The organism is Thermacetogenium phaeum DSM 12270 (genome assembly GCF_000305935.1).
In the GTDB taxonomy this organism is placed as follows: domain Bacteria; phylum Bacillota; class DSM-12270; order Thermacetogeniales; family Thermacetogeniaceae; genus Thermacetogenium; species Thermacetogenium phaeum.
Genome location: NC_018870.1, coordinates 2908437 through 2932593, shown reverse-complemented (window position 1 = coordinate 2932593; position 24157 = coordinate 2908437). Strand labels below are relative to the sequence as shown.

Sequence of the window (24157 nt, the reverse complement as noted above, 5' to 3'; positions counted from 1 at the left end):
GGGTGGACTATCGGCACCTGGCCCGGATGACCGACGAAACGGGGATGATCCAGTTTTCCGTCGGGGGGGAACCGGATCCCGAAAGCGGCTATACCGTCGACGATAATGCCAGGGCGCTCCTGGTTGCCCTGAACATGGAGGACGGTGAAAGGGAGAGGTATGCCTCCCTTTACGCCCGCTTTCTCAAAGAGGCGCAGCGTCCGGACGGGACCTGGTGCAACCTCCGGAAGGATGGGGTCTTCCTCCCGGATCTGGATTCGGAGGACTGTCAGGGGAGGGCCTTGCTGGCTTTAAGCAGCGCCGCCTCCAGCGATCTAGAGGAGGTGAGCGCGCTGAGCAGGGAGATGCTGGAGAAAGCTCTGCCGGCGAACAGGCGGCTCCATTACTTACGCTCCCAGGCCTACACCCTGATCGGTTTGCTCAACTGCACCGCCGTCTTCGAGGAGCGGAGGAACTCCCTCCTGGAGACCGCCGAAGAGTTTTCTCAAAACCTGATCCGCTGCTATCAACGCACCAAGAGCCCCGGCTGGTACTGGTTTGAAGAAAGGGTGACCTACTGCAACGGCATCCTCCCTCAGGCGCTGTTTGCCTATTATTCCTTCACCGGGGACCGCGGGGCGCGGGCGGTTGCCCGGGATTCTATGATGTTCCTCTGCGACCACCTCTTTGCCCGGGGTTACCTGAATGTGGTTGGGAACCGGGGGTGGTGGCGCAAAGGAGAGGACGCTCCCCTTTACGACCAGCAGCCCGTCGATGCCTGTTCCACGGTGCTGGCCTGCCGGGAGGCCTATCTGGCCACCGGGGAGAAGCAGTATCTGGAACTCGCCCGGCTGGCCCGGGAGTGGTATCTGGGTAAGAACATCAACAAGATGCCTCTCGTCAACCCGGAAACCGGAGGGTGCCATGACGCCCTGGTGCCGGGAGGGCTGAACCCCAACCAGGGTGCCGAGGCGCTCCTTTCCCTGCTCTACAGCGAACAGGTGATGCAGAAACTGGCTCCGGAGGGTGAGGCTGGAAGGCGCTGATGCCTGCTGCCGGCAGCCGGGATTTTTGGTGGCTCTGTTGGAGAGGAAGAAAACTGCAGCGAAAGGGGGAGAAAGTCCGGCTCCCAGGCTTCGGATCCGGGTGCGTCCGGATGGCGGAGCCGGAGAGCCGGTTGGAAGACAGCCATGAAGGTTGCTCTTTTGTCGCCGATTGCCTGGAGAACACCGCCGAGACATTACGGTCCCTGGGAAAGGGTCGTCTCCCTCCTCTGCGAGGGTCTGGTAGAGAAAGGGGTGGATGTTACCCTTTTCGCCACCGGGGACTCCCTGACCCGGGCGAAGCTGGAGTACGTCTGCAAGACCCCCTACGAGGAGGACAGCTCCATTCTCCCCAAGGTGTGGGAGTGCCTGCACATCGCCCATCTCTTCGAGCGGGCGGGGGAGTTCGATCTCATCCACAACAACTTCGACTTCCTGCCCCTCTCCTACAGCAGGCTGGTGGACACGCCTCTTGTGACCACCATCCACGGCTTTTCTTCGCCGAAGATCCTTCCCGTCTACAAGGAATACGCCGACAGGAGCTACTATGTGGCCATCAGCAACGCCGACCGCAGCCCGGAACTGGAGTACATCGCCACAGTCTACCACGGCATCGATGTGGAGTCCTTTGAATTCTCGCCGGAACAGGGAGACTACCTTCTCTACTTCGGGAGGATCCATCCCGACAAGGGGACGCGGGAGGCCATCGAGATCGCCCGCCGCTTCGGAATGAGGCTGTTCCTCGCCGGGATCATCCAGGATGAGGCCTACTTCCGGGAGCACGTGGCCCCCTTCCTGGACGGCCACCAGGTAACCTACCTGGGCTCTGTGGGGCCGGAGAGGAGGAGCAGCCTCCTCGGCGGGGCCTATGCCCTCCTGCACCCTATCAGTTTCGAGGAGCCCTTCGGTCTCAGTGTCGTTGAGGCCATGGCCTGCGGCACCCCTGTGGTGGCCTTCAACAGGGGTTCGATGCCGGAGGTGATCAGGGACGGTGTGACCGGCTACCTGGTGGGGAGCGTGGGGGAGGCCGTTGAGGCCCTGGCGCGGATCCCCGGGCTCGAACGGGCTGCCTGCCGGCAGTGGGTAGAGGAGCGCTTTAGCAGGGAGCGCATGGTGAACGATTATCTGGAGGTCTACAGGAAGGTTTTAGAAAAGGAAAAGGCCAGGGCGCGCCGCGCCCGGACCCCCTGGGGGAAGTGGGAGGTCTTGCTCGACGCCCCCGACTGCAAGGTCAAGAGGATCACGGTGGAACCGGGGCGGAGGTTGAGCTACCAGAAGCACTTCCGCAGGCAGGAGCACTGGTATGTGGTGAGCGGGCAGGCCCTGGTGACCCTTGACGGGAGGGGGATTCCGCTTCAATCCGGACAGGCGGTGGATATTCCCCGCGGGGCTGCGCACAGGATCGAGAATACCGGAGAGTCCCCGCTGATCTTTATCGAGACCCAGACCGGTAGCTACTTCGGTGAGGACGACATCATCCGGCTCGAGGATGACTACGGGCGCGCCTGATTCTCCAGCTCCCTCCTGATTTCTTCGGGTATCAGATCCCCCACCCGTCCCGTAGCCAGGCAGAGGTGGGTGTCGGCAGCCCCGTAGTAGACGAGAATTTCGTCATCGGCATCCAGGATTTCCTTGTCTTCCGCCGGGACGGCGCCGCAGGTGAAAACCACATTGGGCACCCAGCTCTCACCCGGCTTCCCGATTTCGTATTCAGCCTCCGGGGAGAGGATGGGGTTGGGAGAGCGGTAGATGATGCGCTCCGGGCTGTCCAGGGGGACGAGCATGACCCCTAGGCGGTACACCCGGGTTTTATCCACCCCGTGGTAGATCAGCAGCCAGCCGTACCTGGTTTTGATGGGCTGGGCGCCGGCCCCGATTTTCAGGAAGTCCCACATCTTGCCCGGGCGCGGGCCCATGATGATGGTGTGGCTTTCTTTGGGAACCGGGAATTTGAGCTGATCCAGATAGGAGACCCAAATGCTGGGTTCGATGCGGTGATAGATCACGTACCTGCCGCCGATCCTTTCCGGGAAGAGGAAGGCATCCTTGTCCCAGACGTCCTGGAAGGCCAGACCCTCCCTGCGCCAGCGGTCGAAGCGGCGGGCCAGAAAGTCCTCGACGGAGATGGAGGCGGCGGCTATCTGGGCGATGACTCCGTCGTAGGCGGTGTAGAGCATGTAGAGGCGGCCGTTGATGATCACGACCCGGGGGTCCTCAACCCCCTTTTTCTCGCGTTCGGTCTGGGGAACGAACACCGGTTCCGGGAGCCGCTCCAACACCCGATACCCGTCGGTGACCGCCAGACCGATGCGGGAAACCTCGTCATCCCCGTAGGCCCTGTAGAGCAGGTGGACCTTCCCCTGGAGGCGGACGGCGGCGGCGTTGAGAACGTACCTGCTCTCCCAGGGGTGCTCTTTCAGAGGGCTGAGGATCGGGTTGCCGGGATGGCGCACCAGGGGTTTGGCCGGGGGGTAGTCCTGGGTTTCCTGGGCGATTACCGTTACATCTTTGGGCTTCAGCCCGAGGAGCACATCCAGGAGGTCATCGTAGGCCCTTCCCTCCCCGATCAGCTGTGTGAGCCGCTGCAGGATCTCCCCCGGATCGAAACCCAGTTCCGCGTAGATTTCCTCCAGGAAGTCGTGGTTGAACCACTTCTCTTCCACGTGCGAGGAGAGGGGGGTGGGGATTCCCGTGCCTCCTTTGGCGCTGTAGCTGGCCCAGCTCCAGGAGGAGCAGGGGATGAAGGTGCCGTCGTCCAGCACCTGGCTGATCCCGTAGCCGTTGCACATCTCCCTCAGCAGCCAGGCATCCCTTTCCAGCCCGGTGAGGGTGATCTTCTGGGCCAGGATGCGGAGGGCGGTTACGAGTGCGCGGTGGTGGAAGTTTTCAAAGATGTTGTAGGCAGAAAAGGGGCTGGTTTCAAAGCGGCCGATGAGGGAGTTTCTAATCTTTTTCCCGAGGTTTTTCCTTTCCCGGGCGTAAGTCCTGTAGAGGAGCGAATAGTTCTGGGCGATCATGATCTGCCTGCCGATGAAGAGGAAGAAGCGGAGCTTAGGATACCTCCCTCCTACCCCCTTGCTCAGGGGGCTGACCACCAGCCTCGTCGTGAGCATGTTGAGATCGGAGATCTTCCCCAGCTTGAACGCCCCTCCCAGGATACTCTCACCCAGGATGATGGGCTTGATCTCCATCTCCTCCATGTCCTCAGGTGTCAGGTGGTCCAGGATCCGGAGCAGTACCCGGTCGGTCCACCTGCGGGTTTCGATGAGGTTGGCCAGGGTGACGGCATCCCTGGGGAGCATCCTCTCGGTGAGCTCCCTGGGTGTCCGGCAGCCCTCCGGAATCATGATGTTGAGGGGCGGAAAGTGCATCAGGGCCTCCCGGAAGATCTCATCCTTGATGCCGTAGGTCTTGGGATAACCGAGGAGCTCGAAGATGCTGAAAACGGCCTCCCTGGTTCCCTCCTCGGTATAGATGTTCCCGGGGGCCAAGCGATCGATGACCCTCTCCATTTCCGCCATAAACTCCTCCAAGTGCCGGGCGATCACGGAAGAAGGGGAGGTGGAAGGTATCTTCAGCCCTTTTTCCAGAAACTCATGGAACCTTTCAGTGTAGCGATTCTGCAGTCTGCTGAAGATGTCGGCCGTCCGGATTTCCCGTCCGCCTTGTCCTTCGATGCTCTTGGGCAGGACGATCGGCCTGCCGGGGATGAACTCCAGGAAGTCGGCGGGGATCAGGGGGGGTTTGTGCTCCCAGGTTTTTTGGCTCCACTTCTGGATGAAGCTGTCGCGCCCGTGCAGGAAGTGCTTTCTCTGCTCCTCCTTCTCGCTTTCGGCCCGGCCGGCGATGATGGTTGCGCTGTAGGCGTTCTTGCTGCTGGCCAGGTCCTCCTGAAGAACTTCCAGGTGACTCAGGAAGCCGGCCAGCCTCCCGCAGAAGGCGGCGGTGAGGGCCTCCAGGATGTCCTCCCTGCCGGCGTCCGGCGCAAAGCTGTAGTGGAAGATGAGGTCGTAGACCAGGTTTGCCCAGGTCTCGCCGTCAAAATGGAAATCCCTATCCTGAGCGGAGGCGCTTCTCTCCAAAGCCGCAAAAAGCGCTTCCGGGCATGCATCGGCGAAAACGGCGCGGTACTGGTGGAAGCCGTTGGCGAAGTGGCGGATGAGAGCCCGGGACTCCGGGGGTGGAAGCAAAGGAGTTTCCCCGAAGGGCTCCTTTTCGCAGATGTCCGGAGTTTTCCGGATGAGCCTCCCTTTTCTCCAGAATTCCTCATCCCTTTTGATGGCCTCAAAGATAAACCCGGTCAGATCTTTAAAAACGTGCTTCATTTTGTCGAGGGATACCTCTTCTGTTTTAAAACCGAGGGGCACCTCGCAGATCTTCTTGCGCTGAATGATTGCCCTGGTGATCATCCAGGGATCGATGCCGAAACCCCGGGTCAGGTCCGACCAGAATTTAATGTCCGTGCAGAAGTCCTCCACCAGGTCGTGGGAGACGGCGTAATTTCCGCTGATGGGGTCGCTGATTTTAAAACCGTAGAGGACCTCCAAGAGTGGCCCTAAAAAGAGCCTGCTCAGGAGATCTTCGTAGTATTGCCTCCGGAAGGAGGCCAGCACCAGGTCGTATTCCTCCCCGATGGGCTCTATCATTTGTTTAACGTGTTCCGGTTGCAGGCCGGATCCCTTTCCCCCCACCAGGTCGGCGGCGAGGAGCACCAGGTCGGATTCCAGGATGTTTGCCAGCTCCATAATTGCCCTGATGCTCGCTCCCCTGCCGTTACAGCCGGGCAGCATCAGAAATTCCATGTGGGCGGCCTTGAGATCGAGTTCCTTGATGGCCTTGAGGGCCTCCGCGCCGGCGGGATCCCCGGCGCAGATGATGAGCGAGCGTTCCAGCGCCTGCATCCCGGCCAGGCCCTCCTCGATAAACTGGAGGACCCGGGGAAGGGTGCGAACCTCGTTGTAAAAGGGAACGCCGATGACCAGGTTGACATCCTTAGTTGCCCGCGCCTGTTCCCGGGGGCCGCTGAGGCTTTTTTGAAACAGGACCTCCGGGTCTAAAACTCCCATTCAAACTCACCCACCTCTTCGTTTTGCCCGATGGCGTCCTTCATGATGGTGCAGATCCTCCTCAGCCCCTCAGGCGTTCGCGACTCGCACCTGGCAACCAGAACGGGCTGGGTGTTGGAGGCCCGCACCAGGCCCCACCCGTCGGGAAAGATCACCCGCACCCCGTCGACATCGATGATTTCGTACTCCCTGCGGAACCTTTCCACCAGGCGGGAGACCACGGAGAATTTGGCCTTGTCGGGACAGGGAATCCGGGTCTCGGCGGTGGCGTAATAGTGGGGGATGTCTGCCAGCAGCTGCGAAAGGGACTTCTCCGTATGGGAGAGTATTCTCAAAAGCCTCCCCGTGGCATAAAAGGCGTCGTCATAACCATAATATTCATCGGCGAAGAACATATGACCCGACATCTCCCCGGTAAAGACCGCTCCGGTCTCCCGCATCTTGGCCTTGATCAGGGAATGCCCGGTTTTGTAAAAGACCGGTTTGCCCCCTAACCTGCGCACCTCGTCTACCAGGGCCTGGGAGCACTTCACTTCGATGATCGCCAGTGCCCCCGGATGGCGGGGGAGGATTTCCCGCCAGAAGAGGCACATCAGCCTGTCCCCCCAGACCACATTCCCCCGATCGTCGACGACCCCGATGCGGTCGGCGTCTCCGTCGTAGGCGACCCCTAAGTCGGCATTTTCCTCCAGCACCACACTTTTGAGTGCGGTGAGGTTGGCCGTTTTCACCGGGTCCGGGTGGTGGTTGGGAAAGGTTCCGTCCGAACTGCAGTAAAGGGGGATCACCTCGCACCCCCAGTTCTGAAGGATCCTTTCCGCAAAAAGGGAGGCCGTACCGTTGCCGCAGTCCACCGCCACCTTGAGTTTCCGCGGCCCCAGCCGGATCTTTTCATTCAGCATCTCTATGTAGGGGCCGGCGGCATCCTTTGAATCCAGGGTGCCGGCTCCGGAGCGGAATTCCCCTCTGGAGATCATTTCCCTCAGGTGGGTGATCTCCTTTCCGTAGATGGTTCCCGGTCCGCAGGCCAGCTTGAAGCCGTTCTCTTCAGGGGGGTTGTGGCTGCCGGTGATCATCACCCCTCCTTCCACCTGCCAGTGCTCCCTGGCGAAGTAGAGGATGGGGGTGACCACCGTGCCGATGTCGATGACGCGGCAGCCGGTTGACAGCAGTCCGTTCAGGAGGGCATGGTGGATTCTCGGCGAGCTAAGCCGGTTGTCCCTGCCCACCAGAACGTCCTTTTTGCCGTGCTCCAGGACATAGCTTCCGAAGGCCCGTCCGATCAGCCGGACGGTTTCGTCGGTGAGATCCCTTTCCGCGTGCCCGCGGATATCGTACTGGCGAAAGATATCGGCATTCATTTTACAGTATCTCCTTATATCCATTTTCTTGAAGGGCGTTGATCACTTTTTTCAGCTCCTGGGCCTTTTTCTTGTGGCAGATGAGGATGCTTCCCTCGTCCTCGACGACGATCAGGTCCTTTACCCCCAGAGTGGCAACCACCTTGCTGGTGGTCTGTACCAGGGTGTTTTCCGTATCCACCAGAACACCACGCCCCTCCAGGATGTTGCCGTTGCCGTCCTTCTTTTTGTAAGACTCCAGGGCGGTCCAGGAGCCGACATCGTCCCAGCCGAAATCGCCGAGGAAGACCAGGACACCTTCGGCCTTCTCCATCACCCCGTAGTCGATGGAGATCTTCGGCAGCCCGGCGTAGACCTTTTCCAGCACCATCCCGCATCGCTCCGTGCCCCAAGACTCCTCGATCTCCTTGAGCCCGGCGGCCAGAGCGGGGAGGTGTTTTTCGATGAGCCTTTCGATCAGGTCGGCCCTCCAGACGAAGATCCCGCTGTTCCAGAGGTAGTTGCCTTTTTCCAGGAATTGAAGGGCGCGCTCCCGGTCCGGTTTCTCGGTGAACCCGAGCACCCGGTAGGCGGGGATGCCGTTGTAATCCCGGTAGCGCTCACCCCGGGCGATGTAGCCGAATCCGGTCTCCGGCCGCACAGGGCGGATACCAATGGTTACGGCGTGTTCCCCGCTGGAGGCGGCGCCGACGGCCGCCTCCAGCACCTCACAAAAGCGCCTTTCGTCGGCGATGTAGTGGTCGGCAGGGAGGACGATGATCACCCCGGCAGGGTCCCTCTTTTTCGCCGCGATGGTACCAAGCCCGATGGCGGCCGCAGTGTCCCTCCCGAAGGGTTCGAAGATGAGGTTTTCCTCGGGGATCTCGGGTACCTGCTCCAGGACGATCTCCCTGTAGTCCCTGGCGGTGATGACGAAGATGTTTTCCGGCGCCAGGAACATCTCCAGCCTGGAGGCGGTTTTTTGAAGCATGGTTCTGTCCTCCACCAGCCTCAGAAACTGCTTGGGGCAGCGCTGCTTGCTTTTCGGCCAGAACCTTTCCCCCCGCCCACCGGCCATAATCACTGCGTAGGTCATGAAATCACCCACCTTTCGCGTCGAGAAACTCGCTGTGCGATTTCTGTCACAATGAATGGCTGTCATTTGCTGCGAGGGTTTGCCGAATTGTGCGTGGTTCTAAGGCTGTGGCATAGGGCCTGTCCGGCCCCGGGCCTTGACTTATAACTTAACTTATAAAAGGAGAGGTTTTCTGAGGAGAAGATCCCGAGGGCTTTTTCCGGCGACATGTCTGCAGTCTATTTTAGCACTTTCTTCTGGCAACAACAACCTTTTAAAAGGAATGCCGGCGGCGGGGCAGAGGATCGTACCTGTGAGAGACGGGACAGTAAGAGTGAAAAAAGCTCGCCGGTCGCTGCTTTCGGGCCGCCAACCGGCAACGGTTGCCGGGTGGACTGCCACTCTCTTGCCTGTGGGGAAAAGAGCGTTTTCTGTTTGTTGCCGGTTGGCAGCTGCCGGATTAAGAATTGCCTTTGTTAGGGGGGTTGGTTGGGAAGATGTGTTATCGCCTGGGGAGTGGATGGCACCCTTCATCGGGCTCCGAAGGGGGTGCGGCTGCTGCTATCTCGCCGGCCCGCAGCTTGCGGAAGAATTCCTGCAGCAGTCGGGCGCACTTTTCCCTCAGCACCCCTCCTGCCACCTCGACGCGGTGGTTGAAGCAGGTCTCCCCCAGCAGGTCGACGCAGCTCCCGGCGGCACCGGCCTTGGGGTCGGGGGCGCCGTAGACGATCCGCTGTACCCGCCCCTGAATGGCTGCTCCGGCACACATGGGGCAGGGCTCCATGGTCACGTAAAGGGTGCAGCCGTTCAGCCGCCAGCTGCCCAGCCGCAGGGCGGCCTCGCGCAGGGCCAGCATTTCGGCGTGAGCGGTGGGGTCGTTAAGCCTTTCTTTGAGGTTGTGGCTGCGGGCGATGACCTCTCCTTTGGAGACGACAACCGCTCCCACCGGAACCTCCCCTTTGGCGGCGGCCTTGTAGGCCTCTTTGAGGGCCTCTTTCATGAATGTTTCATCGCTTGTTGCGCGTTCTTCTTTCTCCATGAATCGTCCCCTGTATCATTTCCCGGTAATGCCGTCCGGGGTACCGACTGGTTTAACTTTTGGCCTATTTTACCATGGAGGCCCGGGCAAAAGCAATTCAGCGCCATCCCGGCGGTGCTGCCGGCAGCGCCGGCTGTTTTTAAAGGCAAATGCGGACGTTTGTGACCTCTGACGGCCGGCCTTAGCCTTCCGTCTGCGGTGGGGGCGGGTGTGAGGTCTCATGTTGGATATTCGACACATAGCAGGAGCAGTCCTTCTATTTGTAAAAGGACTGGTCGAAAATAGAGGGATGGAGGGGCTTTTGCGGACTTGAGAAAGAAGTTCGCGGTTATCCCGGGCGGGTTTTGACAGGTTGATGAAAGTCGGTATATAATTTTTAGGCGACGGTGTTTTTCAAGAAAAGCGGGAACATAGGGAGAGGTGGCCGAGTCCGGTTGAAGGCGCTCGACTCGAAATCGAGTAGGTGGTGCTGAGCCGCCTCGTGGGTTCGAATCCCACCCTCTCCGCCAGAAGCTGCGGGCTTGTGGTTCTGCTGCAAGCCTGTTGTTTTTCCTTTCACCTGCGCCGAATGCCGGTTCGGCTTTAAAGCGGGCACCCCCTCAAGCCGAAGTGTTCCCGGGATCTTAAGAGGTGTCGGGCGGGCGCAAGGGGATGCCCCTCCAGCCCACCCTATATAAACGACTGCCCGGTAATCGGTGCAGGATTTTCTATCTAAATATTGTACTAACTAAATATTGTACTAAAAAAATAGATTGTACTAAAAAATAGATATCTTTGAGGCCGCTGTGGCTTCAAGAAGCGACGAGGTGTGTCCTGCAGGTGGAATTTGTCGGGAAAAGCGGCATAGTAGTTTTAATATAAATATAGAGGGAATGAGTGTGATGGGGCTTATCCGGTATCTGGATCTAATTAATTTGGACCTGATCTACAACCTGTTGATAGCGGCAGCAATTTTCGCATTCTGGGTGGTCCTCCGCAGGGTTTTTACCGATTTAGTCTTTAAGTACGTTCTCTCCTTCACGCAGAAGACCAAGACCAATCTGGATAACCTTTTGATTGAGGGGTTTCGCGGGCCGCTGCAGCTGTTTTTTATCGTCTTGGGGTTGTATTTAGCCCTCAGCTACCTGCCGTTCGGCAGAGAGGCCGACCTGTTTATTGCCAGGTGCTTTCGAACGGCGATCATCATTCTGATTACCGTGGGTTTTTATAATCTGGCCGATCGCTTTCAGGAATTGGATGGGGAATTGGAGAAGCTCCTGGGCATTAAGATCGATAAAATACTGTGGCCGGTCCTCGCCAAAGCGGCCAAGGTGATCATGGTTGCCCTGTCCGTTACTATTATCGCTCAAGAGTGGGAATACAGGATCGACGGTTTTATTGCCGGTTTGGGGCTGGGAGGTCTGGCGATTTCTTTAGCCGCCAAGGATGTCCTCACCAATTTTTTCGGCGGCCTGGTGATCATCACGGATAAGCCCTTTAGTATCGGGGACTGGATCGCGACTCCCAGCGTGGAAGGCACCGTGGAGGACATTAATTTCCGCAGCACGAAGATCCGCACCTTTGCCGATGCTTTGGTGACGATCCCCAATGCCGTTCTGGCCAATGAGTCGATCACCAACTGGAGCAGGATGGGAAAAAGAAGGATTACCTTCAATCTGGGCATCATGTACAATACCCCGAAAGAAAAAATAGCCAGGTGCATCAGGGATATTAAGGAGATGCTGGAAAAGCACCCAGAAGTCCATAAGGAGACGATCTTCGTGCGCTTCGATTCTTTCGGGGAGAGCGGTATAGAGATCTTCCTGTATTTCTTCACCATTACCACCAACTGGGCAAAGTACCTGGAAGTGAAAGAGGACATCAACTTTAAGATAGTGGAGATTTTAGAAAGGGAAGGTGTCGCCTTGGCCTTCCCCAGCACCAGCGTTTATTTTGAAAATGAGTTGCAGGCCAATGTTAAACATTAACGTGGCCGTTATACAACATCGCTGCTTTACCCTCCCGTGTTTTATCTGCCTGTTGTTATTTATTATAGCCCTGCGTATTAAGAATTGTGGGTTGACCCCAGATTTTGACAATTTGTAGCCCCACTACCTGTTATACACTATTTTGGAGCTTGGGGAAATAGGTCTGGCGCATGTGGTCCGATCTCTGGATAAGACCCTTAACATACTCAACCCTTTCTTTTTCGACGCCAACCGCCTGGCTGATTTCTGATTCAGCCCAGCCTTTTTCTAATGCCAGCAAGATAAGATCAAGCTCTTTATAGGAAAGGCCTATTGCCTCTTCATCGTTTATGCCGGGAAGAATATCGGGGGAAGGAGCTTTTTCAATGATATGCGTTGGAATATCCAACTGTTGAGCAAGTGCCTTCACTTGAGTTTTATAAAGGTCAAGAAGGGGCATGACATCAGCAGCGTCGTCGCAGCCGTGCTTGACAAAAAAGCCGATTTTGTATTCTGTCTTGTTGGCGCAGCCTACAACCAGCCTGTTTTCAAGCTCTCCGTGGAGGTAAAGCAGCACCATGCGCAGCCGGTGTTTTAAGCGGTAGTAAGCATTCCCTGTTTTGAGATACGAAGAAAAGTCTTTGTCCTTGAACCCTAAGAGACTCGACGAAAATGGAGTTTCTCCAGTCTTCTTTCGATAGTAGCCGTAAGCGGCTTGCATGATTCTTTCTCGGAGCTTACCGAGAAACGAATATTTGGTTAAAGCAAAAAGACGGTATGCATCCACTTCCTTCAGCCAATTTGTAAGATCGATTACTTTGATATCGATTCCTAAATCTGCCGCCAAAGTGAGAGCATCATGGAAGTGTTCCTTACGAGAGTCTTTGTCTGGCATCACAAGGACAAGTACTTTGTCAGGGCCAATCGCCATTCTGCATAAAGCGGCGACAACTGCCGAGTCCACTCCACCGCTGAGCCCGAGTATCACTCCTTCCCTTTCGAGTTCCTCCACTTTCGCGGCAATGAATTGAGTAAGACGAGAGGCGACAGCAGCGGAATCGATCTGCATTTCTGCTTGGAGACTTTCGAGCCCTGCCAAAGATGGTCTCCTCCTCGTTTTACCTGTCATGAAAATACATCGAGTTCACCCGCCGGTCTACCGCTCGACTCCCGATTCCAGGCCGGACAGGACGACGGCTCGCTTCGGGACAGCTCTGGGATGCTGCGTAACAAGTTGCGAACTGCTTCTGTCAATCGCAGCGTTTGGCCTCGCAGCGAATCCATTCCATCGAAACTCATAAGGTGTCTGTGCTCGCATCCCGACCTGTCATCCTCGCTTCGCCTTTCCTGTTACCCGGCCTTCCATAGGTCGCTCGCCGGTAGACCCGTCGGGTATTTTCATGCTCTGTTGGTGCCGCCCCAGGCGGCTTGAGGGTCTGCTTTTTACCCGGCCTGCCGGGATTACTCTTGTAATCTCTAAACAACCGGCAGGCATCTCTAGCTCTATTCTACCACCGAGGCCGCAGGCTAGGCGTTCCAATTAAGCTTCACCATCTACTATTCTAATTTAACCATGGTTTATAAACAATAAAAATCTTGGAAATTTCCTACAGCGGGTTGTCACCATCTTCAAATTTGAAAATACTGGTATACGGTTGTGACCATAGTGTATGATAGTGGCAGGGGGGATTACTAACGTGGCCATTGAGGATAAGAGCAGCCAGGTAAGCTACCGGGTCACTTGCCACTGCCTAGGCTATGAGGAAGGAACAACGCTTATTAGAAGGCGCTAAAGAAGCTATAACTGAGGCGGAATTGCTTTTTTCAGAAATTACATAACGGGCTGTTCGACGCCCGCCGGAAAGCTGATTATGCCGACCTGGTCAAATTTGAAGCCGATATTGTTGCTACCTGGTTTGATGAAGTAAGATCTTTTGTCGATCAAATTGACACACTTGTGGTTAAAGAGATTCACAGTCCCGGTTGACCTATCCGGCTTTAGAAAGCAAATGAATAAGCTGCTTTTTGCCGGGGAGGCATCCGCACTGCGGCCGCAGATTGCAAGCAGCGGGGCATGGAAGAGCTAATTGGAAGCGGTCTGCGTTGAAGCGGGTTTGGAGCCGGAGAGAAGGGAAAAATGCCGGGGCCGCATTTGCTTGAGGCGGAAAAGATGGTATAATAACAGTGAACGGATCTGGTGCGGAGAGATGGCTGAGTTGGTCGAAAGCGCTCGACTGGAAATCGAGTGGGCGGGTCAAAAACCCGCCTCGTGGGTTCGAATCCCACTCTCTCCGCCATTTTTATTATAGGGGCGCCCATAGCTCAACTGGATAGAGCGACAGACTTCGGATCTGTAGGTTGGGGGTTCGATTCCCTCTGGGCGCGCCAGTTCTCGTCCCTTTATCGGGGAGGAAGAAGTGACGAGAGAGAGAAGAGAGGTATGGTCGTGCTAGATGGGGAGGTAGCGGTTCCCTGTTGCCCGCAGTCCGCTAGAGCGGGGTCGAATCCCTGCCCGAGGGTTAGCCTTGTGGGGCTGCCCGGTGTAAGTGGTGAAGACGTTTGGGTCCCGCGCAGCAGGAACCCATGAACCCCGTCAGGTCCGGAAGGAAGCAGCGGTAAGTGGTGCTTTCCTGGGTGCCGCGGGGGTGCCTGAACCGAGCTAACTGCACCGGTACCGCCCGGAAGGTGTAATTCGGAGGCAGGTGCACGGCCATTAAATTTGAGGATGGCAAAAGTGGCATGAAAAGCCACTTTTTTTGTATAAGAAAGAGCCCGCAGGAAACAGCTGTTGTTAGCCGGCGTTGGCTCGAACCTGGAGTGCGCATGGCCGTCCGGAAAAGGGGACGCCGCAACGCTTTCGAAGGGCGGTGGGTCTTTTAAAGAGCTCACCTGCGCTGCCCTGCGTTGGCAGCCGGGCGCTTTTTTGTTGCGATTTGCCGGTAAGTATACTATATTAATTTTTGGAAAAGGCCACCCCGTGCCTGGTGTGTCTGCGACCGCTTGTCAGTGGAGGTGCAGGCAGAAAGGGGGCGCGGCTTCCGGAGCCGGGAAAGGAGGCTGCAGGGATGGAGCAGCTCGCTTTGTACAGGGAATGGCGGCCGCAGCTTTTTCGGGATGTCATCGGGCAGGAGCACGTCAGCCGCACCCTGAAGAATGCCGTTGTGCTCGGGCGGATCGCTCATGCCTATCTTTTCTGCGGCCCCCGGGGGACGGGAAAAACCAGCACCGCCCGCATTCTGGCCAGGGCGCTCAACTGCACCGACCTCCAGAATGGGGAGCCCTGCAACCGCTGCCCCTCCTGCCGCAGCATCAGCGCCGGGATATCCCTCAATGTCATCGAGATGGATGCCGCCTCCCACCGCGGGATCGAGGAGATCCGCGAACTCCGGCAGAAGGTCGGCATGGCCCCCGGAGGGGGGAGATATAAGGTTTACATCATCGATGAGGTGCATATGCTGACAGGAGAGGCCTTTAACGCCCTCTTGAAGACGCTGGAGGAGCCCCCTGCCCACGCCGTTTTTATCCTCGCCACGACCGAAGCGCAGAAGGTTCCTCTGACCATCCTCTCCCGCTGCCAGCGCTTCGACTTCCGCCGGCTCGACCGCTCCCTGATCAAAGGCCACCTCGCCCGGATCGCCCGGGAGAAGGGTTGGGAGGCCGAGGATGCCGCCCTGGACTTGATCAGCCGCCAGGCTGGGGGTGCCCTGCGGGATGCCCTGGGGCTGCTCGACCAGGCGGCGAGCTTCGCCGGGGGGCGGATCAGGCTTGAGGATGTCGAGATGCTGACCGGGGCCCCGCGTCAGGAGGTTTTGGATGGGCTCATCGCTGCGGTTGCCGGCGGGGATGTTCCCGCACTGATGGAGCAGCTGGACGGCCTTTTCGCCCGGGGGTATGAGCCGCGCCGGGCCTTGCTGCAGCTGGCCGATCGCCTGCGCGACCTGCTCTTCGAAGAGGGGGTGGGAGCGCCGGATAAAAGGCTGTATGTCCGCTTCTTGCGGGAGATTGCCGGTGCCGAGGTGGAGATGCGCGGGAGTGCCCGGCCGGACCTGATCCTGGAGCTGGCCCTGCTGCGGGTTGTTGATGGCGTCAGGGCTGCAGGTGAGGGTGCCCTAAGGGAGGGAAGGGAGGATGCCCTGTCCGGGAAGCGGCCTGCGGCAGTTCCTGCCTCTCGTCCGGCTGCGGCCGGAGGGGGGGGAGGCGGCGGGCAGCAGCAGGGGTTGGATGGTGAAAGGAGCGCAAAGATCCGCCAAAGGGTGCCGGCAGCGCCTGCGGCGACCGGTGAAGGTAGAGGGATGCCTCAGGCTGCTCTGGAGGGAGCGGGAGGGGCAGCCCCGCCGGGATCCGGCGATAAGGCCGAATCCGAGGAGCTGCGGTGTCATCCCGCCGCAGTCGAGGGAGCCCCTTCCTGCAAACGGGAGGAGAAGCGGGGGGCGGTGCCCACTGAGAGCGGGCAGGAGCAAGAGGGGCTGCGCGGTTTTGACCGGGAGGAGCTTCTGAGGGATCCCCCCGGCGGTGAGAACAAAGAGCCAGATCCGGCGGCGATCCGGAACGTCCTCATCAAAAGGGTGGGCAGCCACCCCCTCCTCTCCAGAGTTCTGCCGGAGTGTGGGCTGCGCATCGAAGGCAGCACCCTAGTGGTGGAGGCCCCTTCCATCTACTGCGATATCATCGAACAAAAGGAGGAGAACCGCAGGGCGCTCTGCGAGGCCCTGAGGGAGGGGGGCTATTCTCTGGAGCTGGCGCTGGTGCCGAAAGGCGGCAGCACCCGGCCGGAGGAAAAAGGCCGGGAGGAGAAGAGAGATGCTCCCCAGAAGAAGCAGTCCCCGGAGAGCCCTGTTTCCCGGTGGGTCAATGGGGAAGCTCCCCTCACCGGTGACGATCCGGTGAGTCTGGCTCTAACGCTTTTTAACGGCAAGGTCATCAAAAGGATTGAGGAGGGCGATTGATGTGGGTTTTGGCAACATGCAGAAGATGATGAAACAGGTGCAGAAGATGCAGGCGGAAATGGCGCGCGTCCAGCAGGAGCTGGGGGATATCCACGTCGAAGGGAGCGCCGGAGGGGGCGCCGTCCGGGTGGTGTCCAACTGCCATCAGGAGATCCAGGAAGTGAAGATCGACCCGGCGGCGATAGACCCCGACGATCCTTCGCTGCTGGAGGACCTGGTGCTGACCGCCGTCAATGAAGCCCTGAAGAACGCCCGGGCCAGGGCGTCGGAGGAACTGGAAAAGGTAACCGGCGGGATCAAGATCCCAGGGCTGTTTTAGAAGTGCGGGTGAGCGTTTTTGCTGCTCTATCCGGAGCCGCTGGCGGCCCTGATTGAAGCTCTGCGCCGGTTGCCGGGGATCGGCCCGAAAACCGCTCAGCGTCTGGCCCTGCATCTTCTGCATGCGCCTGCCGGTGAGGCGGAGCAGCTCGCCCGGGCGATTATGGAGGCGCGGGAGAAAATCTTTTTCTGCTCCATCTGCGGCAACCTGACGGATGTAGAGCCCTGCGCTTTTTGCCGTGACGAAAGCCGGGATCGCTCCCTCCTCTGCGTGATCGAGTGGCCGCGCGACATCATGGCCTTTGAGCGCACCGGGGAGTATAAAGGGCTTTACCATGTTCTGCACGGGGCGCTTTCCCCGATGGACGGGGTGGGGCCGGAAGATCTCCGGATCGGAGAGCTGCTGGCGCGCCTGCGCCGGGGGGGTGTCCGGGAGGTGATCCTGGCCACCAACCCCAATGTGGAGGGGGAGGCCACCGCTCTCTACCTGGCCGGTTTGTTGAAGCCGATGGGATTAAAGGTCACCAGGATTGCCCACGGCCTGCCCGTAGGGGGAGATCTGGAATTCGCCGATACGGCTACCCTGAGCCGGTCTCTGCTGGGGAGGCAGGAGATCTAATTAATGGAACGGCAGGCAGCCCTTAACTTTTGCTTTCATCATCGGGCACCCTTCTTCATATAATGTTAAGAAAAAAGAGGGCTCAATCGTCCGAGGGGGTGTCTGCCGTGGTCAACTGGCTTACCGATCAGTGCCGCAGCCTTTCGGATTTCTTCCGCAAGGGCAAGAACAAATACAACGACGACTATCTTGCGCTGGCCGATGCACACCAGGAGTGGGTGGCGGCGCGCAATTTTTTTGAGCAGGTGTCGGACCCCGATCTCGTGGACTACGCCATCCTTTCCCTGAAGGCTGCGGAAAAGCGCTACGTTTATCTCTGGAAGAGGGTCCGGGAGAGGGAGCAGGCCTGGGAGGAAGGTCTATGATCGGGAGCATTCTGGGGGTGCTGTTCGGCATCTTTTTGTTGTTTCTGGTGGGACAGGCCTTGTGGGGGCCGCTGCGCCTGTTTCTGTCCTTAGGGCTTCGCTTGCTCTGCGGCGGGCTGGTGCTGCTCCTGGTCAATGCCTGCACCGGAGCCTTTGGGTGGACGCTGGGCCTCAATCCGGTAAGCGCTGCGGCGGTGGGTTTGCTGGGCCTCCCCGGTTTGCTGCTGCTATTGGCTTTGAAGGCGGTAGCGGGGTAGGTGCCATGCCGGAAGAGGGCGGCAACGCCGGAATCGTCCATTTGACGGCGGACGGCGGTTGGCCGTTGAACGGAAGGAATTTGTATGGCAATCTAAGGGCGTTTCTTGCAGGCCTTCGCTTACCTGCCAGCCGGCAATCCTTTATGCAGAGCTTCTTGGATGCACGCTTATAAACGGGTAGGCGGTGGTTTTTATTGACATTCCGGCTTTTATTCCCTATACTCGTACGCGAAGGCAAGCATAAATCTGGAAGAGCATCTTGCTGGTTTGTGTGGTGTTGGTTGAGATATAATCCCGGCAGCAGTATGGTATTATTGCCATGCTCTTTTTTATTAGAAGACTCCTGCTGCCCCTGGCGGCTCCTGCATAACTCGTTCTATTAAATACACACTACGGATAAATGCATACTACGGAGGCTGCACATGCAGCGAATTATTTTTATTGAAAATAGTAAGCGAAGGCGCACGGTATATCTGAGGAAGATTTTCGGCCGCTTCACGCCTGCCCAGATTCTTGTGTTCGGCTTTGCAGCCCTCATCATGATGGGGACATTCCTCTTGATGCTTCCGGTGGCGGCGCGCGAGGGGCAGGCCACACCTTTGATTACCGCCTTTTTTACTGCGACCTCCGCTGTTTGCGTGACCGGGCTGGTGGTTGTGGACACCGCCACCCATTATTCCCTCTTCGGTCAGTTGGTGATCCTCGGGCTGATCCAGGCAGGGGGGTTGGGTATCATGACCATGACGACCCTCTTTGCCATGCTCATAGGCAAGAAGATCAACCTCAGGGAAAGGCTTCTCATCCAGGAGGGATTGAACGCCATACGGCTGGAGGGGGTGGTCAGTTTGGTGAAGAGCATTATCAAAATGACCATTCTGATCGAGGGTACCGGTGGTCTTATCCTATCCCTGCGTTTTATCCAGGACTTCGGTTGGGCGAAGGGGATTTACTACGGATTCTTTCACGCCATTTCCGCTTTTTGCAATGCCGGTTTCGATTTATTCGGGACGGTCTCCGGCCCCTTCTCCAGCCTGACCGCTTTTAAGGAGGATCCCGTAGTATCCCTCACCATTCCGGCGCTGATTATCCTGGGGGGACTGGGGTTTGTGGTAATCAGGGATGTTGCCGCCCACCGGCGGTTTTCCAGGCTGTCCTTACACTCCAAGCTGGTCATAACCATCACCCTGGTGCTTGTTGTGGCAGCCACGGCAGTAATCTGGCTCCTGGAAAGGGATAATACCTTAAGGGGTTTAACACCCCTGGGTACTTTTCTGGCATCCTTCTTCCAGGCGGTCACTCCGCGCACCGCGGGTTACAATACGTTGAGTATCAGCAGCCTGCGCGGAGCCACCCAGTTTTTCATTGTTATGCTGATGTTCATCGGAGCGTCACCGGGCAGTACCGGCGGCGGCATCAAGACGACGACCTTCGGCACCCTTCTGATTGCCACCTGGTCGGTGGTGCGGGGAGAGATTGATGTCGGGGCTTTTGAGAGGAGTATTACCCAGGATATCATATTCAAAGCGTTGGCTATAACCATGCTTGCCGTCTCGCTGATAGCAACTGTGACAATGATTCTGACAATAACCGAAAAGGCTACCTTCCTGGACATCCTCTTTGAAACAACATCCGCTTTCGGTACCGTTGGGCTGACCACGGGTATTACGCCGGATTTGAGCGAGATCGGGCGGATTCTTATAAGCCTCACAATGTATGCGGGGCGTGTCGGCCCCCTGACACTGGCTCTGGCCATCTGGCAGCATCGGGACCAGTTGGGCTTCCATTATCCAGAAGAAAAAATCATCGTCGGTTAATAAGGAGGTTTGCAGCAGCTTCAAGAAACTGTACTGTAATAGACTATACTTAACTATTTTGCTACCATAGAAGTATGGAACTTTTATCTATTGGAGAAGCGGCAAAGAGATTAGGCGTACACCCGAACAGGCTCCGGGCATGGGAAAAGCAAGGGTTAATCAGGCCCGTGCGGCTGCCCAGCGGCCAGCGGAGATACCCGGTGGAGGAAATCAACCGCATTTTAGGAACGGGAGGGATAAAGGCGGAGTCGGATGCGGTCGTTTTATACGCCCGGGAATCTACAAAGAAGCAGGCTGATGCCGGAAATCTGGAGCGCCAGATGGAGAGGCTGCGGGTATACGCGCGGGAGAAGGGCTACTGTGTAGTGGCGGAGTATTCGGATGTGGCTTCTGGTTTAAACCAACCGTCGGGGATTGGAACGGGTGCTTAAATAGAAATCACTTCGCAGAAAGAGCCTGAGAACGTGCATACGGAACTGGTCCGGGATTTGTTAGCGATAGTGACTTCTTTTTCGGCCCGGCTGTATGGCGCAAGGGGAGGCAGGAAAATCCGGCAGGGCTTCCGGGAGCTGATAAGGGATGCCGAAGAAACACAAGAAGGACAAATTTAGAATGACAGTGTGCGGGGAGTTCTTCCCGGAAATTTACCCAGCCTTCCGGTCTTCTAAGTTGAGCCGTGGCGGGGAAGCCCCTTTTGAGACGGAGATGCGGCTCTTCTGCGCCTGTATGCGGTGGGCCTTCAACCGGCTCCTGGAAGGCGTTTCCCGTGATGAAATCAAAAAGCTGGGGCAGGAAATTTTTGGGCTTAATTCCCGGTATGTGGATGACGCCAGGCTTAAGGCGCAAGGCGTGCTGGACTCCCGGAAAGAACTTCTGGAGCTGGAAATTGAGGAAACGGAAAACAAGTTGGGCCGGGCGAGGAGGAAGCTCGGTCGGGCCATGAGGAAGCTGGCGAAAGCAGAGGAGAAAGGGGCTGCCTTAGACATTGTTGAAAAGCTCCGCCTGGTGGTCAAGGGGCGGAACAACCGGGTAGCATCTTTAGAGAAGAAGCTGGCCGAGCTTGAGGTTCACCGTGAGAATGGCACGATACCAAAGGTAGTCTTTGGCGGCAGAAAACTTTGGGAAAAGGTCTGCAGGGGCCGCGCCGCGCGGGAGGAGTGGCGGGCCGCCCGCAAAAACCGCCTCTACTCCCGGGGCGACGAAACTAAAGGCGGCAACCCCAACATCAAGGTATCATTTGACGGGCAAGACTTCCGCTTGGCTGTCTCCATATCCCACCTTTCCGAACAGACAGGCACGGATAAACTTGGCCGTCCGAAGATGAGCCGTGCTCCCAGGGTAGAGGGCAGGCTGTGGCTGCCGGAAAAGCACCGCGAACTGGTGCGGATATGGCTGGCTATGAGGTTGCCCTATGCGGTAGAGCTGGTCCGCACCCTGGATGGACGTTACCTTGTGCATCTTACATTTGACCTGGGCGAGGCGCCGGAACCTGATTTTTCAAAAGGCTGCCTAGCTCTGGACACGAACCCTGATGGCGTGGCCCTGTGCAACGTCGGTGTGTCCGGCCAACCGGAGCCGTGGCCGAAGGGCTTCAGCGTTCCCCATCCCAGCAACCTGGGCAAGTACGAAGGAGAGTTTCAGGTCATCACTTACCCTAACGGCTTTCTGTACATCAGAGTACCCGACTTGGCATATGCATCCGGCTTCCGGCGTAGCTACCTGATAGGCGTCCTGGCCAAAGTGGTCGTGGACGTGGCTTTCTTCTTAGGCAAACCCGTAGTCCTGGAGAATCTGGATTTCGGCAAGGAACATCTGGATACCAACAAAAAGTTCAACCGCATGGCTTCCAACTTTCCTTTTGCGAAGATGGTAGAAGCCGTGTGCAGAAGGGCCGTCAAGGAAGGGGTGCCCTTCAAGCTCGTGCCCGCCCGGCACACTTCCACCATCGGTCGCTGGAAGTACATGGAGCGTTACGCCGTTCCTGTGCACTGTGCGGCGGCATTGAGCATAGGCCGTCGAGCTATGGGTTTTAAGGAACGGGTAACGAAAGAACTCAGACATCTGGTAGCCCAAATTAAGCAAAACCTGACCCAGAAGGTTGATCCTTATACACCGAGGGAAGGAAGAGGGATGACCCGCAGGGTTGGGGCTATCTTGAAGCATCTGGACGGGAAACTCCCTTTACACAACGGCCTCACTCGGCAGCAGCAGATGCAGTTCTACTCCGTCTGGCACGACTTCAAGGAGTTGGCCCTGGCGTTGCGGTGACCCCGTTTAGCCGGTGTCGATGTCGGACAAACCGGTAGGCGTCCTAACAGGACGCGGGAGGCGGGAATGGTTCCCCACCGGGAGGTCGGCACAACTTAGGTGGAAGTTGAGTTTCCCCGCGTGGGCGGTCCGTGCCGGTTGTGCCCTTCCGGTGTAGCACTCCCGTCCGGGTGGGACTCCCGGGCCGAGGTCCCCTATCGCCCTGCCCCTCGGAGGGCAAATCAAATATCCGAAAGGAGGCGAAAACCTGGTCTGGGGGCCGGCTTGGCTGGAGATAAAAACAGTCAAGTTTTTTGAACCAGGTTTCAGATGGAAAGAAAGCAGTTTGCCGTAATCGGGGTAGGAAGGTTCGGGGGAAGTGTTGCCCGTACGCTTTCCCGGATGGGTTATGAGGTGCTGGCCGTCGATATCGATAAGAATCAGATTGAGGATATCATGCATGATGTAACACACGCCGTTCAGGTGGATGCTCTGGATTTCGAAGCCGTTAAGTCGCTGGGTATCAGGAACTTTGATACGGTAATTGTGGGTATTGGTGGAAATTTACATGCCAGCATTTTGGTTACGGTGCAGTTGAAGGAACTGGGAGTGAAGCGTGTTGTCGCCAAGGCCATGGACGACCTGCACGGCAAGGTACTGGAAAAAGTAGGTGCCGACAGGGTGGTCTACCCGGAACGGGATATGGGGGTGCGGGTGGCCCATTGCCTGGTTTCTACAAATCTAATCGATTATATTGACCTGTCTTCGGAATACAGCATTATTGAAATGCAGGTCCCCGAAGGGCTCATCGGTCTTTCGATGGGGGATGCTGGTCTGCGTGCCAGGTACGGTGTTACGGTGCTGGCAATCCGCCGGGGCAAAGAGGTTATTGTCTCTCCGGGTGCCGATCAGGTGCTGGAGGAGAAGGATATCCTGGTGGTGCTGGGGAGCACAGATGACATCAACAGGCTGGAGGCTAAGAGCAGAAACCGGCGGAGCAAGCACCTGGGGCACGGCAACATACATTCCGCAGGCACCGTATCCGACCGGAATTGATGAGGTGATTCTCTCCAATGCCGGACACTTTAATATGGAGATCGATATCCCGGCACTGGAGAGCAGTCCCGTTTGCGGCGGCTGGTAAAGAAGGATGGGGAGGAGTTTACCATGCGTGACGGATGCCGCATCTATTGCCTGGCGGAGGGGAGACTTGTTAATCTGGTCTGCAGGGTGGGGCATTATTCACCTGCGGCTGCTTGATCTTGTTCAGGGGTTCGTTTATACTCAAAGGAAAATCCGGAGAGCAATTTTGTTAGCGCTGGGGACTGCTTTCCGGAAGTGGAATTTTTTCTGATATTGGGGTATTTCGATGTCCGAACGACAACGTGAGCTCCCGCCGCGTATTCTCGAGGCCTACATCGGAGAGTATGCTAGCGGAAAAAGTGAGAACGCCGTTAACAGGGCGTTGGAGCTTGCACGCCTGGGCCGGAGGGTTACCCTCGTCGATCTCGACCTGGTGGAACCGTGCTATACCCTGCGCCCGCTGAAGCGGCTCCTTGAGGAGCAGGGAATAGCGGTGATCGCCTGGGATACCAGGGAGATGGTGGGGCTCGGGGAGACCGGCAACCTTTTGAAGCCGGAGGCGGCCTTCTGCCTGCTCCGCCCCGGGGATGTCATCCTTGACATCGGGTACGGGGTCGCCGGGGCCAGGGTGCTCAATCTGATTGAGGGAGCAGCCGAAGAGAAGGGCCTCAAGGTTTACGCCGTCATCAACATCGCCAGGCCTCTTACGGCTACGGTTCCCGATATCGTCGAGCACGTACGCTCTCTGGAGCGCGTTGACGGCCTCATCAACAATTCCCATCTTGGAGGTGAGACGGATGTGGAGATCATCCGGGAGGGTTCCCGGATCGTAACGGAGGCAGCAGCGATCCTGGGAGTCCCGGTGATCGCCACCGCGGTGATGGAAGAGCTGGCTCCGCTGGTCGGAGAAACCGACTGGTACGGGCACCCCGTGCGGGTGCTGCGGCGCTATTTGCCGCAGGCTTTCTGGTAGCGGTTTTTATTTTTGTTTTATTTTTGGCGGCATTTTTGTTTTGGAGA

Annotated in this window: 20 protein-coding genes, 3 tRNA genes and 1 other RNA gene; 19 read left to right on the top strand and 5 right to left on the bottom strand. The window is 57.6% G+C overall.

Annotated features, from left to right (window positions below):
* Window positions 1-2 precede the first annotated feature (2 nt).
* Genes TPH_RS14425 through TPH_RS14420 form a run of 3 tightly spaced genes read left to right on the top strand, consistent with a single transcriptional unit; the run spans window position 3 to window position 2531 of the window.
* Window positions 3-1025: a hypothetical protein gene (locus tag TPH_RS14425; protein WP_015051932.1), complete on the top strand. Its 1023-nt coding sequence runs from the start codon at window positions 3-5 to the stop codon at window positions 1023-1025.
* Window positions 1006-1173 (top strand): hypothetical protein, encoded by a 168-nt coding sequence (locus TPH_RS15510; RefSeq protein ID WP_158502686.1) that lies wholly within the window; start codon window positions 1006-1008, stop codon window positions 1171-1173. Before TPH_RS14425 ends, TPH_RS15510 begins: the two co-directional genes overlap by 20 nt.
* Window positions 1170-2531 (top strand): glycosyltransferase, encoded by a 1362-nt coding sequence (locus TPH_RS14420; RefSeq protein WP_015051931.1) that lies wholly within the window; start codon window positions 1170-1172, stop codon window positions 2529-2531. Before TPH_RS15510 ends, TPH_RS14420 begins: the two co-directional genes overlap by 4 nt.
* Here the strand turns inward: TPH_RS14420 and TPH_RS15790 are convergent.
* The 4 genes from TPH_RS15790 to tadA all read right to left on the bottom strand — a co-directional run bounded on the left by TPH_RS15790 (window position 2516) and on the right by tadA (window position 9542).
* Entirely contained in the window at window positions 2516-6088 is a 3573-nt protein-coding gene (locus tag TPH_RS15790; protein ID WP_015051930.1) for a glycoside hydrolase family 130 protein, read from the bottom strand. The genes TPH_RS14420 and TPH_RS15790 overlap by 16 nt on opposite strands.
* The gene (locus TPH_RS14410; RefSeq protein WP_015051929.1) at window positions 6076-7449 is read right to left on the bottom strand and encodes a phosphomannomutase/phosphoglucomutase; all 1374 of its coding nucleotides are present in this window, start codon (window positions 7447-7449) and stop codon (window positions 6076-6078) included. The genes TPH_RS15790 and TPH_RS14410 overlap by 13 nt, the downstream gene beginning before the upstream one ends.
* A 1-nt stretch (window position 7450) precedes the next feature.
* Window positions 7451-8524 (bottom strand): mannose-1-phosphate guanylyltransferase, encoded by a 1074-nt coding sequence (locus tag TPH_RS14405; RefSeq protein WP_015051928.1) that lies wholly within the window; start codon window positions 8522-8524, stop codon window positions 7451-7453.
* 481 nt (window positions 8525-9005) lie between these two features.
* On the bottom strand, window positions 9006-9542 hold the full coding sequence (gene tadA, locus TPH_RS14400; protein ID WP_015051927.1) for a tRNA adenosine(34) deaminase TadA: 537 nt from the start codon (window positions 9540-9542) through the stop codon (window positions 9006-9008).
* Window positions 9543-9956: 414 nt separating this feature from the next.
* Here tadA and TPH_RS14395 point away from each other — a divergent pair.
* Together TPH_RS14395 and TPH_RS14390 are read left to right on the top strand one after the other, a co-directional pair.
* A tRNA-Ser gene (locus TPH_RS14395) sits at window positions 9957-10051 on the top strand.
* Between the two features lie 372 nt (window positions 10052-10423).
* Window positions 10424-11509, top strand: a complete 1086-nt coding sequence (locus tag TPH_RS14390) for a mechanosensitive ion channel family protein (protein ID WP_037999146.1) — start codon at window positions 10424-10426, stop codon at window positions 11507-11509.
* Window positions 11510-11639: 130 nt separating this feature from the next.
* Here the strand turns inward: TPH_RS14390 and nadE are convergent, their stop codons facing one another.
* Window positions 11640-12587, bottom strand: coding sequence for an NAD(+) synthase (nadE, locus tag TPH_RS14385; protein WP_015051925.1), 948 nt, complete (start codon window positions 12585-12587; stop codon window positions 11640-11642).
* A gap of 1102 nt (window positions 12588-13689) precedes the next feature.
* Here nadE and TPH_RS14380 point away from each other — a divergent pair.
* The 14 genes from TPH_RS14380 to TPH_RS14320 all read left to right on the top strand — a co-directional run bounded on the left by TPH_RS14380 (window position 13690) and on the right by TPH_RS14320 (window position 24110).
* Window positions 13690-13785 (top strand) — tRNA-Ser (locus tag TPH_RS14380).
* Window positions 13786-13799: 14 nt separating this feature from the next.
* Window positions 13800-13876 (top strand) — tRNA-Arg (locus TPH_RS14375).
* 56 nt (window positions 13877-13932) lie between these two features.
* Window positions 13933-14198, top strand: an RNA gene (gene ffs / locus TPH_RS14955) — signal recognition particle sRNA large type.
* A 355-nt stretch (window positions 14199-14553) separates the two neighbouring features.
* Entirely contained in the window at window positions 14554-16434 is a 1881-nt protein-coding gene (gene dnaX, locus TPH_RS14370) for a DNA polymerase III subunit gamma/tau (protein ID WP_015051924.1), read from the top strand.
* A 1-nt stretch (window position 16435) separates the two neighbouring features.
* Window positions 16436-16753, top strand: a complete 318-nt coding sequence (locus TPH_RS14365) for a YbaB/EbfC family nucleoid-associated protein (protein ID WP_015051923.1) — start codon at window positions 16436-16438, stop codon at window positions 16751-16753.
* 18 nt (window positions 16754-16771) lie between these two features.
* Window positions 16772-17371: a recombination mediator RecR gene (gene recR / locus TPH_RS14360; protein ID WP_015051922.1), complete on the top strand. Its 600-nt coding sequence runs from the start codon at window positions 16772-16774 to the stop codon at window positions 17369-17371.
* Between the two features lie 107 nt (window positions 17372-17478).
* Window positions 17479-17736: a DUF2508 family protein gene (locus TPH_RS14355; RefSeq protein ID WP_015051921.1), complete on the top strand. Its 258-nt coding sequence runs from the start codon at window positions 17479-17481 to the stop codon at window positions 17734-17736.
* Window positions 17733-17993 carry a pro-sigmaK processing inhibitor BofA family protein gene (locus tag TPH_RS14350; protein ID WP_015051920.1) on the top strand — a complete coding sequence of 87 codons (261 nt, stop codon included), beginning with the start codon at window positions 17733-17735 and terminating at the stop codon, window positions 17991-17993. Before TPH_RS14355 ends, TPH_RS14350 begins: the two co-directional genes overlap by 4 nt.
* A gap of 422 nt (window positions 17994-18415) precedes the next feature.
* Window positions 18416-19807 carry a TrkH family potassium uptake protein gene (locus tag TPH_RS14345; protein WP_015051919.1) on the top strand — a complete coding sequence of 464 codons (1392 nt, stop codon included), beginning with the start codon at window positions 18416-18418 and terminating at the stop codon, window positions 19805-19807.
* Between the two features lie 74 nt (window positions 19808-19881).
* Window positions 19882-20238: a MerR family DNA-binding transcriptional regulator gene (locus tag TPH_RS16265; protein ID WP_015051918.1), complete on the top strand. Its 357-nt coding sequence runs from the start codon at window positions 19882-19884 to the stop codon at window positions 20236-20238.
* A 148-nt stretch (window positions 20239-20386) separates the two neighbouring features.
* Complete coding sequence (locus tag TPH_RS14335; RefSeq protein ID WP_015051917.1) at window positions 20387-22075, top strand: IS200/IS605 family element transposase accessory protein TnpB; 1689 nt, start codon at window positions 20387-20389, stop codon at window positions 22073-22075.
* A gap of 309 nt (window positions 22076-22384) precedes the next feature.
* Complete coding sequence (locus tag TPH_RS14330; protein ID WP_015051916.1) at window positions 22385-23110, top strand: potassium channel family protein; 726 nt, start codon at window positions 22385-22387, stop codon at window positions 23108-23110.
* Window positions 23111-23182: 72 nt separating this feature from the next.
* Window positions 23183-23314, top strand: a complete 132-nt coding sequence (locus TPH_RS16260; RefSeq protein WP_269077474.1) for a hypothetical protein — start codon at window positions 23183-23185, stop codon at window positions 23312-23314.
* Between the two features lie 109 nt (window positions 23315-23423).
* Window positions 23424-24110: a P-loop NTPase family protein gene (locus TPH_RS14320; RefSeq protein WP_015051914.1), complete on the top strand. Its 687-nt coding sequence runs from the start codon at window positions 23424-23426 to the stop codon at window positions 24108-24110.
* The last annotated feature ends 47 nt before the right edge of the window (window positions 24111-24157 follow it).

Bases quoted from the DNA above. Each gene is read 5' to 3' on its own strand.
- TPH_RS14390 (WP_037999146.1), top strand. From the start codon at position 10,424: ATGGGGCTTATCCGGTATCTGGATCTAATTAATTTGGACCTGATCTAC.
- TPH_RS14420 (WP_015051931.1), top strand. From the start codon at position 1,170: ATGAAGGTTGCTCTTTTGTCGCCGATTGCCTGGAGAACACCGCCGAGA.
- TPH_RS14405 (WP_015051928.1), bottom strand. From the start codon at position 8,524: ATGACCTACGCAGTGATTATGGCCGGTGGGCGGGGGGAAAGGTTCTGG.
- TPH_RS14335 (WP_015051917.1), top strand. From the start codon at position 20,387: ATGCCGAAGAAACACAAGAAGGACAAATTTAGAATGACAGTGTGCGGG.
- TPH_RS14320 (WP_015051914.1), top strand. From the start codon at position 23,424: ATGTCCGAACGACAACGTGAGCTCCCGCCGCGTATTCTCGAGGCCTAC.
- TPH_RS14330 (WP_015051916.1), top strand. From the start codon at position 22,385: ATGGAAAGAAAGCAGTTTGCCGTAATCGGGGTAGGAAGGTTCGGGGGA.
- TPH_RS16265 (WP_015051918.1), top strand. From the start codon at position 19,882: ATGGAACTTTTATCTATTGGAGAAGCGGCAAAGAGATTAGGCGTACAC.
- TPH_RS14345 (WP_015051919.1), top strand. From the start codon at position 18,416: ATGCAGCGAATTATTTTTATTGAAAATAGTAAGCGAAGGCGCACGGTA.
- tadA (WP_015051927.1), bottom strand. From the start codon at position 9,542: ATGGAGAAAGAAGAACGCGCAACAAGCGATGAAACATTCATGAAAGAG.
- TPH_RS14350 (WP_015051920.1), top strand. From the start codon at position 17,733: ATGATCGGGAGCATTCTGGGGGTGCTGTTCGGCATCTTTTTGTTGTTT.
- TPH_RS14410 (WP_015051929.1), bottom strand. From the start codon at position 7,449: ATGAATGCCGATATCTTTCGCCAGTACGATATCCGCGGGCACGCGGAA.
- dnaX (WP_015051924.1), top strand. From the start codon at position 14,554: ATGGAGCAGCTCGCTTTGTACAGGGAATGGCGGCCGCAGCTTTTTCGG.
- TPH_RS15790 (WP_015051930.1), bottom strand. From the start codon at position 6,088: ATGGGAGTTTTAGACCCGGAGGTCCTGTTTCAAAAAAGCCTCAGCGGC.